The organism is Robertmurraya sp. (genome assembly GCF_036676585.1).
Lineage (GTDB): Bacteria > Bacillota > Bacilli > Bacillales > Cytobacillaceae > Robertmurraya_A.
The window spans coordinates 1-13,694 of record NZ_JAKFCQ010000057.1 but is presented as its reverse complement, the minus strand read 5'-3'; the positions used below and the strand labels follow the sequence as shown (position 1 = coordinate 13,694).

Genomic DNA, 13,694 nt, shown 5'->3' with positions numbered 1-13,694 from the left:
AGACTTGGTTTGGGAACCAAGCCTTTTTAGTATCGAATTAGAAAGCCCAATTTCCGTTTCGGAATACGGGTTCTGTTTGGTCATCATTTGTAATACCATCGATGTTCATTTCAGCTGAGCCGATCATGAAATCGACATGTGTGATGCTTTCGTTGAGACCATTTTTCTCAAGATCTTCAGCAGACATCGTTTTTCCACCTTCGATACAGAATGCGTAGGCACTTCCAATCGCTAAGTGGTTGGATGCATTTTCGTCGAAAAGGGTGTTGTAGAAAAGCACATTGGATTGAGAGATGGGAGATTGGAACGGCACCAATGCGACTTCTCCTAAATAATGTGATCCTTCATCCGTATCAACAAGGCGTTTTAAAATGTCCTCACCTTGTTCGGCCTTTACATCGACAATGCGCCCATTTTCAAAAGTGATGGTAAAGTTATCAATGATATTTCCACCGTAGCTAAGCGGTTTGGTGCTTGCTACATATCCGTTTACTCCTGTTCTGTGTGGAACAGTAAACACTTCTTCCGTAGGCATATTGGCCATAAAGCTGTTTCCTTGTTCGTTAATGCTGCCAGCACCCACCCAAATATGCTTTTCTGGAAGTTCAATCGTTAAATCTGTTCCAGGAGCCGTATAGTGTAGCTTTTTGTAACGGCGTTCGTTTAAGTAAGCAACTTTCTCATGAAGTGTTTCGTCATGCTTTTTCCATGCTTCGACTGGATTGTCTAGGTCTGCACGAGTCGCTTTAAAAATGGCATCCCAAAGGAGATTCACTTGTTCTTCAGGTGCTGCGTCAGGGAAAACTTTAGCAGCCCAATCAGGAGAAGGAGTGGCAATAACAGTCCAACTCACTTTATCGGATTGGATTTTTTTACGGTAATTGCTTAATGCTGTACCCGCAGCTTTTTGGAAATTTGCGATACGCTCAGGGTTGACACCTTTTAATAGATCAGGACTTGAAGAAACGATGGACATGAAGGCAGCGCCTTTATCGGCAAGCTCTTCAAGTTCACGAGCCCGCCATTCAGGATACTCTGTAAAAGCAGCATCTGGTGCCAGCTCATATTTCGCGCGAGTGACCATGTCATCTGCCCAGTTTACAATTACGTTATGAGCACCCACCTCATAAGCTTTGCGTACAACAAGGCGAACAAACTCAGCTGAGTCGAGTGATGTATTGATAACGAGTGTCTGGTTAGGCTGGACGTTCACGCCCACTTTAACTGCCAGCTCTGCGTATTTTTCTAAATTAGCTTGAAAGCTCATATGTATAGTCTCCTTTTTTATGGATTCTTCTTTCTTATTGTATTCGTTTTTTCTAGAAAAAGAAAACAAATTCGCCACCCGAAAGGTTTTTTTATACATGATTGGGTGGCGACTTTAGGACCTTATGCAGAGTCTTTTGCATCTGTTAAAGGTTGTTGCTTATGATCCAGCCTTGAAAACATGATCCAATAGATAACGGCACTACCGATAGCAAGAACGGCAATGGTAAAGAAGGTCCATTCATAGCCAATCCACACGGTCAAAGGAATGGAGATAGGTGCAATGGTTCGACCAATGGTGTATCGTAGACTGGCTGCAGCGAAGTATTGTCCTCTCATATGCTCAGGGGCTATTTTTGAAATAAAGCTTTGCTGTAATCCAGCAACAAGGAGTTCTGCTACGGTGAAGATTGCCATTGCAAAAATGAGTCCCCAAATCCATTCTGTTTGACCAAATAAGATAATAGCAATTGCGTAAAGCATGGAAGATGCGATGAATACTTTTCTTTCTTTAAACCCATTGACCCATTTGGTAATAGATACGGTTAAAAGTGCAACAAGCAACCCGTTCTCTGCAAGGATGAACCCAAAGGCTTGTTCACCACCGACGGTTAATGACCAATTTCCGATGGCTAGGAGAGATTGATTATGAACGACTTCCTTTGTATAGACTGGGATGAGCAAATCGAGCTGCATAAAGGTTTGTGCGGCTAGTATCCCTGCGGTGATAAATAAAAGGAAAGTTCGATCCTTGATAATGACTTTGTAGTCGCGAAGCTGATTACCAACAAACGAATACCATTTCGTTGTGGTGCTTTCCTTGTGCTCGTAAGTTGGTGCTGTTTCACGTGTCCATTTTTGTAGGACGGCTGCTAGACCAACACAGACAATCCCAGCGATGAGAAGAAGCTCAAAGCGGTGATTCACGTAGAAAATCGCTCCGAGTAGAGGACCGATTACGACTGCAATGTTAATCGATGTGTAAAAGACGGCAAACACGCTGCTTCGGTTTTTCTCGTCGACCACATCAGCGACCATAGCCTGACTAGCTGGCCAGTAGATGGATCCGAAAAATCCAACAAACGAGAAACATAGGAAGCCAATCCAAGGAGACTGAAGCCACGGTGAATCTGCCAGTCCGAACAAGATAAAGCAAATGCCTTGGCCAAAAGCAGAAAGAACCATCATTCGTTTACGACCGTATCGATCTGCACAATAACCGCCAATAAGATTGGCAAAAACCGAAAGAACCTGTGAAAGAATTAATAACAAACCAGCGAGGCTTTTACCGAACTCATCGGCAAAATATATCGTTAAAAAGGGAAAAAACATCCAAAAGGTAATGTTCATTAACGCCTCACCAAACAAACGAACCTTCAAATTGGAATCCCAATCGCGTATTCTCATGCTGAAAACCTCCATATAGTGGTCACTATTGTGGTGACAGACACCGCCCGTGGACAAAACCACATGATTTGTCTTTTTAGGGTGTCTGTCACCGCTCGTGAACAGATTGGTCCGTTTTGTCCGTGTGGAGCGGACACTTTTGCTCCTGAAAAAACGCTTAGGTGCCTGAGGGCGCCTAAGCGTTCCGTTAATCCTTCTTTTCTAGTGCTGCTTTTAACAAGTCTCCGAGGCTGTTTCCGAAGTTGTCATCCTTTTGTGAGTACTTTTGGACAAGCTTTCTTTCCTCGCGTTTATTGACTGCTTTCTTTCGTTCCTCTGCTTTCTCGACCACATTACACTTCCGACATTGGAAGTACAAGCCAGCTTTTCCTTCGTGCATTTCCATTTTCTTTTTACACTGAGGACAGCGGCGATTAGAAAGCTTTGGATCCTTTCGCTTTCGGTAGTTACAATCCGAGCTTGAGCAAACGAGAATCTTGCCTTCTTTGGTGTTTCTCTCTTTCAACAGGGATTGACACTCTGGGCATTTGGATCCGGTTAAGTTATGAGCACGATAAGATTTATCGCTCGTCTTAATTTCAGAGATCAATTGCTCGGTTTGCTTACGAATTCGTTTTAAGAATTGCTTTGGATCTCCTTTGCCACGTGAAATGGCTTCAAGCTCTTTTTCCCATTGGGCGGTAAGCTCTGGAGAGGTAAGCTCCTCATTCACGAGATCCATCAATTGCTTTCCTTTAGGAGTCGGATGTAAACGTCCGGTTTTCCGTTCAACGACCTCAGTTTCAATGATTCTTTCGATAATCTCTGCGCGAGTCGCAGGGGTTCCGAGTCCGTATTTCTCCATTTGACCTAAAATATCAGACTCAGAAAATCTTGCAGGAGGTTCTGTTAGCTTTTTCTCCGCTTGAACTTGGCCTATCGAGAAGGACTGACCTTTCGTGATCTGTCCGAGCTTTTGACCACTTATCTCCTCGTCTTTTCCTGTAATAGCTTTAAAACCTGCATCAATCACGACCGTTTCCTTAGCAGAAAATGACTCCCCGTTTACATCAAATACGGCACGCACGGTTTCGTACTGATAGGCAGGGTAAAAAAGAGCAAGGAACCGCTTCACAATTAAATCGTAGAGCTTTCGTTCATCTGACTCTAAATCACGAAGGAATAATCGCTCTTCTGTAGGGATAATGGCATGATGGTCTGTTACTTTTTCATTATTAAACACACGTTTTGCGACTACCTTACCTTTGTTAGCAAGTATGCTACGTACTTCTTCCTTATAGCCTCCAGCAATCGCTTCGACTCGGTCGAGCATAGTTGCTTCCATATCGGTCGTAAGGTAACGAGAATCCGTACGAGGGTAAGTTACTAGCTTGTGCTGCTCATACAATTTTTGCAGAACGCTCGATGTCTTTTTCGCTGAAAAGCCAAAGCGTTTATTGGCATCACGTTGAAGCTCCGTTAAATCATAGGGCAGAGGCTGTTGTTCAGACTTTGCGGTACGATTGATCGACTGAACGACCGCTTTTTGTCCTTTGCCTTTTGCTAAAATATGATCTACTTGGTCCTTGGAGAAAATTCTCTTTTCACCATTTTCCTCCCAATCTGCCTTTAAAGGTCCGATTTGGGCGGAAATCGTCCAGTATTCCTGTGGCTTAAACGTCTGAATCGTTTTTTCTCGCTCCATCACTAACGCAAGTGTTGGAGTTTGGACACGACCTGCAGAGAGAGGATCCTTATATTTTGTGGTTAAAGCACGAGTTACATTAAGTCCAATTAACCAATCGGCTTCCGCTCGACAAACCGCCGATGCATATAAATTTTCATACTCACTTCCAGGACGGAGCTTAGTAAATCCTTCTTTAATCGAACGATCCGTATGGGATGAGATCCACAAACGTTTGATCGGTTTATTCCAGCGGATTTTTTCTAGAATCCAGCGCGCAACAAGCTCCCCTTCACGTCCCGCGTCGGTGGCAATAATGCATTCCTTCACGTCTTTACGTTTGGAAAGAGACTCAATCGCTTTATACTGGTGAGAGGTTTGTTTCATAACCTTAAGCCCCATCTTATCAGGGATGATCGGCAGGTCTTCTAAATTCCATTGCTTGTATTTCGTATCATAGTGCTCAGGCATTTTCAACTCAATTAAATGTCCAAGTGCCCAAGTGACAATATACTTTGGCCCTTCAATATAACTTTTATGTGTTTGCGTACAACCAAGAACACGCGCAATTTCTCTAGCTACGCTTGGCTTTTCAGCAAGTACGAGTGATTTCATTATTTATCCTCCGAATTTCCATTTGCTCGGGATAAGTATACAGGAAAACGAAAGAAAAAGGGAATAAGAAAAGCCAAGCGCTGGACAAATAAGAAAGACCTTGCGATTGCAAGGTCTATTCGATGTCTCGAGTTTCCACTCGGTTTTTAAACGCTTCACGTACGACGAGAAATTCCTCATCGCCAATTGCGTCCTTCGTATGTTTTTCAACAAGAGTTCCCTCAGGAAACTTCCCAGGATGTCCCTTTTTCTTATGCTCAAAATCTTTTCCGCGACCCATTTTTCCACACTCCTTTCCTCAAAATTAGCTTTTCCGGAAAAATTCCCTTCTATGTAGAAAAGAAACAGGACAGTTCAGAAGGTTCACGCATATTTATAGAAAGTAATGGGTTGTAAATTTTTAAAAAGGGAGGGGGATCCAAGTGACTATTGAATCTCAAAATGAACAACAGCCATTTTACGCGACTCGAGACGATCAAGCTCCAACATTCTCGACAAGTGGATTTGTAAATGGAGAAATCAAAACATTTGAACTTGAGTTATATAAAGGGAAATGGCTTCTATTATTTTTCTATCCAAGTGACTTTACACCCGTCTGAGAGACAGAACTAGCAGCGGTCGCTGCTGTTTACCCATATTTTCAGGCGATGAATGTGGAGATTTTGGCTATCAGTACAGATAGCATCTATTCACATAAAGTGTTTCGAGAAACCACTCCCTCTTTACAAAATGTCTACTACCCTATGTTGAGTGACAGAACTCATGCGATCTCCAAATCGTATCGAGTATTGGATGAGAAAACAGGAGCTGCTTTTAGAGCCTCTCTTTTTATAAATCCTGAACAGATCATCGTCGCAAAGCTCGTCTATCCGAGGGAAGTCGGACGAAACCTTTATGAACATGTAAGGCTTATGCAGGCACTTCAGCACGCAAAGAACACAGGTAAAGGTGTCCCAGCAAACTGGATGCCTGATCAAAGTTAAAAAGCAAATGATGGAAAACTCCCTCGCTTTCCACTATACAAGGTATAATAAGGGAAGGAGGGATGTTCATGGATTTTTCTCAAAGTATTTCAGAGGAACGCATTCGTAAGGCGATTGAAAATGGAGAATTCGATCATTTACCTGGCTACGGGAAACCGTTAAAGCTCGATGATTTATCTGCCATTCCAGAGGAACTTCGTATGGCATATACCGTGCTGAAAAATGCGGGATATTCTCCAGAAGAACATGCACTCAGGCAGGAAATGATGTCTATAGAATCTCTTTTAAAAGCCTGTGATGACGATGATCAAAGACTTGGTCTTCAGAAAAAATTAAATGAAAAGATGCTGCGTTATAACAGTATGCTATCCAAACGCCGAGTGAATACAAACTCCTCTATTTTTAAAAATTATGAGCAAAAAATAAATAATAAGTTATTTTAATGCCTAAGAAACCTCTTAGGCATTTTTTTGTCACATCTTCCAACATAATTTTTTACATATTCCCCTTAAAAAATGACATAATTAGCCGAAATAAAAAGTAGTAGGTTGATAGAAAGAGGACTTCTATCATAAAAGATACTCAGGAAAAGACAGGAGAATGAAGTATGGATAAAACGTCGGTAATAGGTGTTGTCATAGGGGTTGTGGCTGTACTAGTAGGGATGTTCTTTAAAGGCGTTAGCCCAGTGCAGCTAGTGAATCCAGCGGCAATTTTAATTATCTTGTTAGGAACGGCTGGGGCCGTGACAATCGCATTCCCAACAAGTGAAATCAAAAGAGTACCAAAGCTTTTCGGAAAGCTATTTAAAGAAGACAAGCTACCAAACCCAGCTGACTTAATTAAAATGTTTTCTGATTGGGCGCAGCTAGCTCGTAAAGAGGGGCTATTAGCTCTAGAGTCAAAAACGAATGAAATCGACGATGATTTCTTGAAAAATGGATTATCACTTGCTGTTGACGGACAAAGTGCCGACTATATTCGCGACGTGCTATCGGAAGAAATTGAAGCGATGGAAGAAAGACATCAATCTGGTGCACTTATCTTTACACAAGCAGGTACGTACGCTCCGACCCTTGGGGTACTTGGTGCGGTAGTAGGTTTGATTGCTGCCCTTGGATACATGAATGATATCGAGGGTCTAGGTCACGCGATCAGTGCTGCATTCATTGCCACCTTATTAGGTATTTTCACCGGTTATGTATTATGGCATCCATTTGCAAACAAATTGAAGCGTAAGTCTAAGCAAGAAGTAAAGATTAAACAAATGATGGTAGAGGGGATTCTATCCATTCTAGAAGGGGAAGCTCCTCGAGTTATTGAAACAAAACTAGCTTCTTACCTACCAGGTAGTGAAAAGAAGAAGTTCTTAGCTGCGACAGGAGAACCGGCAAATGAGTAAGCGCCATAAGAAGCATCATCATGAGGAGCATGTTGACGAATCTTGGTTAATTCCTTACGCTGACCTTTTAACTCTCCTGCTAGCTTTGTTTATCGTATTATTTTCAATGAGTTCATTGGATGCGAAAAAGTTTCAAGCGATGGCAGAAGTGTTTAATGCTCAATTTACGAGTGGAACGGGAATATTTGAGTTTCCAAGCCCGGTTCCTGAAGAAGGGGCAACTGCACCAGACGAGCAGCAAAATGACTCTGAAAATACCGAAAAATCCCAAGCTCAATCTCAAGGGATGACAGAAGAGCAAAAGCAGCAGCTAGCAGAACAAGCGGAACAGGTTGAGCTCCAAGCCATTCAAGCAAAGGTAAACGAGTATATAACGAGCAAAGGGTTAGAAGATAAACTTGAAACAACTCTCGAAGATGATGGATTACACGTAACGATACGAGACAATGTTTTATTTGAATCGGGCAGTGACTCAGTGAGAACCCAAGATTTAACCATTGTTAGGGAGATCTCAGATTTACTCGTTATGGATCCAGCGCGAAGTGTTATTATCAGTGGACATACAGATAATGTTCCGATTAAAAATGCAAGGTTCTCTTCTAACTGGGAGCTAAGCGTCATGCGTGCTATTAACTTTATGAAAATCTTACTCGAAAACGACAAGCTCGATCCTAGTTGGTTTAGTGCAAAGGGATACGGAGAATTCCAACCTATTGCTTCAAATGAAGATGCCGCTGGAAAAGCGAAAAATCGTCGTGTAGAAATATTAATCTTACCAAGAACTGCAGACTGAGCCATGATAGGTTCAGTCTTTTTCTATTTTAAAAAATAAAAAAGGACCACTCCAAAGAGTGGCCAAAAAGAGATACAAGGGATTATTCATTAGGAAGCGCTTACAAGAAACGCAAAACAAAAAACTAATCGTTGTTATTATCAGGTTGTGGTACTTCCGGTTTACACATTCGATCCATTAAAATCCCAGCAAAGAGTATGCATGCAATTGGAATGGTGAAATTCAAGATGTGAACAACGGTCATGGAAATACCTCCTTCACACATGGTTGAATCTACTTTAATTATAGTGTTTATTCATAAAAATGGCAAATAAAATTCAAAAAATATACAAATTTAACAATTGACAACAATCAATATAAAGGTTAGTTCGATTTTAGTTAAAAGTATGAAATATTTTTCCAATTAATGAGAATAATAAGGGTGGTAAATGAGTAAACAAAAGTTTATAATAAAGACAAATGTCTATATTGTCATGAGGTGAATTATGAGTGATAAGGAAGCAACGATTCTTGGACTGATTAAAAGAGATCCATTTATATCTCAAAATGAGTTGGCAGAAAGGACAGGCTTGTCTCGTTCAGCTGTTGCTGGTTATATTTCTTCTCTTACAAAGCAAGGAAAACTATTAGGTCGGGCATATGTATTACCTAATAAAAAACAGGTGATCTGTATAGGCGGAGCCAATGTTGATAGGAAAATGCAAGCGATCGATAAGCTTCAGTTAGGAACATCCAATCCTGCTAGTACTAGTAATTCTTGCGGAGGGGTTGCAAGGAACATTGCTGAAAACTTGGGAAGACTAGGATTAGATGTTTCTCTTATGACTGTTGTTGGTGATGATCATGAAGGAAAATGGCTACTAGACTACACAAGGTCTTACGTTGATATAGAGCCTTCAAAAATTCTTCCTAATGAAGCAACGGGAACGTATACGGCTGTTTTGGATGTGGATGGGGAAATGGTGGTTGCTTTAGCAGATATGGGCATTTATGATCGTGTCGATTTAGAGTTTGTTGAAAAGCGCTGGGGTTTTCTTGCATCAACAGAGCTTGTCATGATTGATACAAACTTCCCTTCTGACGTACTAGCAAAAGTGATTGATCGCTGTAGAGAAGAAGCGATTCCCCTCGTGATCACCCCTGTTTCAGCTCCAAAAATTAAGAAGTTGCCACAAAATCTTGATGGTGTGGCTTGGCTTATAGCAAATAAGGACGAAGCAGAGGCGTTAGCTGGGAAACCAATTAAAGACGAAGGTGACTTTTTTAAAGCTGCAGAAGCAATTATGAAAAAAGGCGTGGAAAGAGTTGTTATTTCTCGCGGAGACAAAGGACTTATTTACTTTACAAAGGCGAATGAAGCGGGTGTATTGTTACCGCCGAAGGTTGATGTTGTTGATGTAACGGGTGCAGGAGATGCACTGGTTGCAGGAATTGTTTATGCCTACTTACGCGAGTTAAAAACGGAAGATGCCTGCAAAATTGGAATGGCATGTTCGATGCTTACTTTAGCAACGGAGGAAACGGTTAACCCGTCATTGAATCATCAACAACTACAAGAAGCTTTTCAACATAATTTCCACTAAGGAGAAAACAAACATGGAAAAATACTTAGAATACTCACAAGAAGTTTTAGAAGCGAAAAAAAATAATGTACCAGTAGTAGCATTAGAGTCAACTATCATCTCTCACGGAATGCCGTACCCACAAAATGTACAAACGGCAAAGGAAGTAGAAGACATTATTCGTAAAAATGGTGCTGTACCGGCTACGATTGCTATTTTAGATGGGAAAATAAAAATAGGCTTATCAGACGAAGAGTTAGAAATGCTTGCTACACGAAAGGACATTGAAAAGGCGAGCCGTAGGGATTTACCTTACCTAGTGGCGACGAAGAAAAATGGAGCAACAACGGTAGCGGCAACGATGATCTGTGCAGAGCTTGCTGGCATTGAAGTGTTCGTAACCGGTGGGATTGGTGGAGTTCACCGTGAAGCTGAAGTAACGATGGATGTTTCAGCTGATCTTCAAGAACTCGCTCAAACCAATGTTGCTGTTGTGTGCGCAGGGGCAAAATCTATTCTTGATATTGGTTTAACACTAGAGTATTTAGAAACTCATGGGGTGCCAGTCGTTGGCTTTGGTACCGAGGTACTTCCGGCTTTTTATACAAGAACAAGTCCCTTCCAAGTGAATGTTCAAGTGGAAAATGAAAAGGAAGCAGCAAGCATGATTCGTACAAAGTGGGAGTTAGGATTGAAGGGTGGAGTGGTTATTGCTAACCCAATCCCAGAAACAGATGCTCTTGATGAGCAATTTATCAACAGCGTGATTGAAGCGGCTTTAAAGGAAGCAAAGGAAAATGAGATTGCGGGTAAAAATGTTACTCCATTCCTTTTATCAAAGGTAAAAGAATTAACAGAAGGAAGAAGCTTGGAAGCAAATATTGCCTTGGTTAAGAATAATGCTGAGGTTGGATCAAAAATAGCTGTTCAACTTAACACTCTATCTTAAAAAATATTTTTGAGGAGTCAGTCTCATAAGGACTGATTCCTTTTTTTTTGCATAAAAATAGTACTAGATTTACAAACTCTGAATATGTACACCACAACGAACGAATTGTTCTTAAAAAAACTATAAAAGTAAGAAATAGGGAGAAAGGAGATGAAAACGGAAGAAAACTGTTCATTATAACGAAAAAACGGTTCGTTTAGGGTGTTTAGTTTACCAGCACTACCGTCTAAAATAAAAGTAAATTATTCTTTATATAGAACAAAAATTAATAGAATAAGAAACGAAAACTATTAGAATAGTAGGTGGCGGGAATGTACCGAAAGAACTGTGACAAATGTTATCGCCCTTCATACAGCAGCTCGGAAGCAGGGGAATGGATCTGTCCTATATGTGGACATAATCTAACAAAGTTACCTTTTTTTGATGCAGTTACACTGGAAAGGGTACATGTAAATATCATTCCTATCCAAAGGAAATTAAAAGCATATGAGAATCAAAAACTAGGAATAAAGACTTAATTGTTTAAAAGTCAGAAAATTTTAAAAATGATTTCGACAGTGGGCGACATGAAGACTTATGATTTTTGTGTTTGTTCTTACAAATGTAAAAAATGTATGTGTCCATTGGTACTCAATTGTTCTTTATGGAGATCTTTGTCGAATAGTGTAACTAAAAAGTTGGGAAATTTTTAAAGTGTATGACAAATTTTTACACAATTTACTAAGATCGAGTAGTAAAATGATTGATAAGTGAATCACATAGGGAGAGAAAAACACAGAAAAAGGCAAACCTTCTGAAAAGGGGGGACGCAAAGTCGCAGGTCTAAGGTAGTTAGAAGTTTTTTTGCTAAGACGGCTGGACTGCCTGGAATACGATCGTATTTTAGGGGGAGATTGAGGGATGTTGGAAACGAGTGAAGTGACATTAGAAGAGCTAGACTATGAGTGGATGATGTTGATCATTGAGGCAAAAAAGTTAGGCCTAGAGAAAGAAGAGATTAGAAGATTTTTAGGTGAGAATGAAATTAGAGGATAAAAAGAAACTAGCTTACTTAGCATGTTGTTTCATACATAGAATGAAAGTATTTCTGTTAGGGTCGGACCGTATGGGAATGCTTTTTATTTTGGAAAAAAAGACAAAATCACCTGGATTTTGTCTTTTTGCATTAGTTATTATTTGATTGATTACTTCTCCATTTATTAAACTCAAGAAATTCTTTAAACTGATCCTTCGAAACCCCGGAGTTCATAGCCTCTTTCACAAGCTTCATCCAGTCAGAGTCTAGTTCGTCTTTATTTGGGTGCTCATGTATAAGATGGTCAACTGGTACATGAAGGACAGCTGAAATTTTCTCAAGAAATTGGATAGACGGATTCGTTTGTAAATTTCTTTCTAATGAACTTAAGTATGATTTCGCGACACCAGCTTGTTCAGCTAGCTCAGACATGGACATTTTCTTTTCAAGACGAAGTTTCTTAACACGATCTCCAATCATCTAGATCACTCACCTATCTCTCTGTATGAATTCATAATAGCAAAAAAAATTGGTTAGTTCCATATTCAGAACGAAAATAGTAGGTTTCGTTCTTAAAATTTCTTTAGTTAGTCACAAATGGATGGTTATTACGGTTCTAGTGATTAAAAGCTGATTAACAACTTTTAATGCTTCTATGTAGCATTATACACAATACCATTCGTATTGAAAGTGATAATTATGGGCGTAACTAAAAAAAATCTACTGTCCACCCCATATGGACAAAACCACCCAATCTGTCCACGAACGGTGACAGACACCACAAAAAGACAGAATGGCCCTTTTTGTCCACGAAGGGTGTCTGACACCCTTTTATACCCGGGATTGGGGTGGGTGAAACCTATTTTTTTTGTTCGACAAATTCTTTTTTTTGTGGTTGTTGATTTTAAAGGGGTGAAGGGAATTCAATCAAACGTTTGATTGACTATTGTTTGAGGTTATCTAACAAAATTAGACATAGGAATGCTTTGCTAATATAGACCGTTAGAGAGTACAATAAAGACTATACATTATTGGGATTTGGGGAAGTGAGATAAATGATTGTTTTAAAATCACCTCGTGAAATTGAGGCAATGAAAAAAGCAGGAGAGCTTCTGGCTGCTTGTCATAAAGAAATTAAAAAAATGATCAAACCAGGAATAACAACTTGGGAAATTGACCAGTTTGTTGATAAATATTTAGCGCAGCATGGGGCAATTGCTCAGCAAAAGGGTTACAGAGGTTACGAGTACGCAACATGTGCTAGTATTAATGATGAGATTTGTCACGGCTTTCCAAGAAAAGAACCTCTAAATACAGGGGACATTGTCACAATCGATATGGTTGTCAATGTGAATAGCGCCTTAGCAGACTCTGCGTGGACGTATATCGTTGGAGAAGCTTCTGAAGAAACAAACCGTCTTGTAGAGGTAACAAAAACGAGCTTATACAAAGGAATTGAAGCAGCCGTCGTAGGAAATCGAATCGGAGATATCGGACATGCGATTCAAACCTACGTGGAAGGAGAGGGATTCTCGGTCGTAAGAAACTTTATTGGCCATGGAATTGGCCCCTCCATTCATGAAAAGCCGGATGTTCCGCACTTTGGACTACCAGGAAAAGGTCCTCGCATAAAAGAGGGAATGGTATTTACGATCGAACCGATGGTAAATGTCGGAAGCTACGAAACAAAGATGGATTCCAATGGTTGGACCGCTCGTACCGTGGATGGAAAAAACTCTGCTCAATTTGAGCACACCATTGCCATCACGAAGAATGGTCCGATCATTCTAACAGATCAAGGTGAATAATCAATCCATATCAACACAAAACTATATGAAGCAAGATGGAGGAAGACACATGACAGAAAACCATGAAACAGAAAAAAAGAAAATAAGCTTACAAGAAGCCATTAAGCAACAACTAGAAAAAAAGAAAAATCAGCAAGCAGGAGGAAAAGCTAGCGCCAACGGTCCTGCGACAACAAAGAAAATGAAAAGCCAGCAAACCAAAAAGGTGAGCAATCAACGTCGTAAGATGGG

The 13,694-nt window shown here is 40.4% G+C and carries 14 protein-coding genes and 1 riboswitch; of the genes, 9 read left to right on the top strand and 5 right to left on the bottom strand.

Features of this window, described 5'->3' with window-relative positions:
• Nucleotides 1–37: 37 nt before the first annotated feature.
• From ACGLXV_RS07735 to ACGLXV_RS07720, 4 genes are all read right to left on the bottom strand, one after another.
• Nucleotides 38–1,267 carry an aminopeptidase gene (locus tag ACGLXV_RS07735; protein WP_391558174.1) on the bottom strand — a complete coding sequence of 410 codons (1,230 nt, stop codon included), beginning with the start codon at nt 1,265–1,267 and terminating at the stop codon, nt 38–40.
• A gap of 122 nt (nt 1,268–1,389) precedes the next feature.
• The gene (locus tag ACGLXV_RS07730; protein WP_391558172.1) at nt 1,390–2,673 is read right to left on the bottom strand and encodes an MDR family MFS transporter; all 1,284 of its coding nucleotides are present in this window, start codon (nt 2,671–2,673) and stop codon (nt 1,390–1,392) included.
• Between the two features lie 187 nt (nt 2,674–2,860).
• The gene (locus ACGLXV_RS07725) at nt 2,861–4,951 is read right to left on the bottom strand and encodes a DNA topoisomerase III (RefSeq protein ID WP_391558171.1); all 2,091 of its coding nucleotides are present in this window, start codon (nt 4,949–4,951) and stop codon (nt 2,861–2,863) included.
• Nucleotides 4,952–5,066: 115 nt separating this feature from the next.
• Nucleotides 5,067–5,231 carry a hypothetical protein gene (locus tag ACGLXV_RS07720; RefSeq protein WP_162927685.1) on the bottom strand — a complete coding sequence of 55 codons (165 nt, stop codon included), beginning with the start codon at nt 5,229–5,231 and terminating at the stop codon, nt 5,067–5,069.
• A 142-nt stretch (nt 5,232–5,373) separates the two neighbouring features.
• Here ACGLXV_RS07720 and ACGLXV_RS07715 point away from each other — a divergent pair, with 142 nt between their 5' ends.
• The 7 genes from ACGLXV_RS07715 to sinI all read left to right on the top strand — a co-directional run bounded on the left by ACGLXV_RS07715 (nt 5,374) and on the right by sinI (nt 11,675).
• Nucleotides 5,374–5,934 (top strand): peroxiredoxin, encoded by a 561-nt coding sequence (locus ACGLXV_RS07715; RefSeq protein WP_391558170.1) that lies wholly within the window; start codon nt 5,374–5,376, stop codon nt 5,932–5,934.
• 68 nt (nt 5,935–6,002) lie between these two features.
• Nucleotides 6,003–6,377, top strand: a complete 375-nt coding sequence (locus tag ACGLXV_RS07710; protein ID WP_119706714.1) for a DnaJ family domain-containing protein — start codon at nt 6,003–6,005, stop codon at nt 6,375–6,377.
• 164 nt (nt 6,378–6,541) lie between these two features.
• A complete protein-coding gene (gene motA / locus ACGLXV_RS07705; RefSeq protein ID WP_119706715.1) occupies nt 6,542–7,336 on the top strand; it encodes a flagellar motor stator protein MotA in 795 nt (264 codons plus the stop codon).
• Nucleotides 7,329–8,129 (top strand): flagellar motor protein MotB, encoded by an 801-nt coding sequence (gene motB, locus ACGLXV_RS07700; RefSeq protein ID WP_119706716.1) that lies wholly within the window; start codon nt 7,329–7,331, stop codon nt 8,127–8,129. Before motA ends, motB begins: the two co-directional genes overlap by 8 nt.
• A gap of 485 nt (nt 8,130–8,614) precedes the next feature.
• On the top strand, nt 8,615–9,712 hold the full coding sequence (locus ACGLXV_RS07695) for a carbohydrate kinase (protein WP_391558168.1): 1,098 nt from the start codon (nt 8,615–8,617) through the stop codon (nt 9,710–9,712).
• A gap of 13 nt (nt 9,713–9,725) precedes the next feature.
• Nucleotides 9,726–10,640, top strand: coding sequence for a pseudouridine-5'-phosphate glycosidase (locus ACGLXV_RS07690; RefSeq protein WP_119706718.1), 915 nt, complete (start codon nt 9,726–9,728; stop codon nt 10,638–10,640).
• Between the two features lie 773 nt (nt 10,641–11,413).
• Nucleotides 11,414–11,508, top strand: a riboswitch (cyclic di-GMP riboswitch).
• 32 nt (nt 11,509–11,540) lie between these two features.
• On the top strand, nt 11,541–11,675 hold the full coding sequence (gene sinI / locus ACGLXV_RS07685; protein WP_119706720.1) for a DNA-binding anti-repressor SinI: 135 nt from the start codon (nt 11,541–11,543) through the stop codon (nt 11,673–11,675).
• Nucleotides 11,676–11,805: 130 nt separating this feature from the next.
• On the opposite strand, the gene ACGLXV_RS07680 is transcribed toward sinI, so the two are convergent.
• Nucleotides 11,806–12,135, bottom strand: a complete 330-nt coding sequence (locus ACGLXV_RS07680; RefSeq protein ID WP_066052684.1) for a helix-turn-helix domain-containing protein — start codon at nt 12,133–12,135, stop codon at nt 11,806–11,808.
• Between the two features lie 575 nt (nt 12,136–12,710).
• Between ACGLXV_RS07680 and map the strand changes: the two genes are divergently transcribed.
• On the top strand, nt 12,711–13,463 hold the full coding sequence (gene map / locus ACGLXV_RS07675; RefSeq protein WP_391558167.1) for a type I methionyl aminopeptidase: 753 nt from the start codon (nt 12,711–12,713) through the stop codon (nt 13,461–13,463).
• Between the two features lie 49 nt (nt 13,464–13,512).
• Nucleotides 13,513–13,694: hypothetical protein (locus tag ACGLXV_RS07670; RefSeq protein WP_391558166.1), on the top strand; the 182-nt coding region annotated here is incomplete at its 3' end.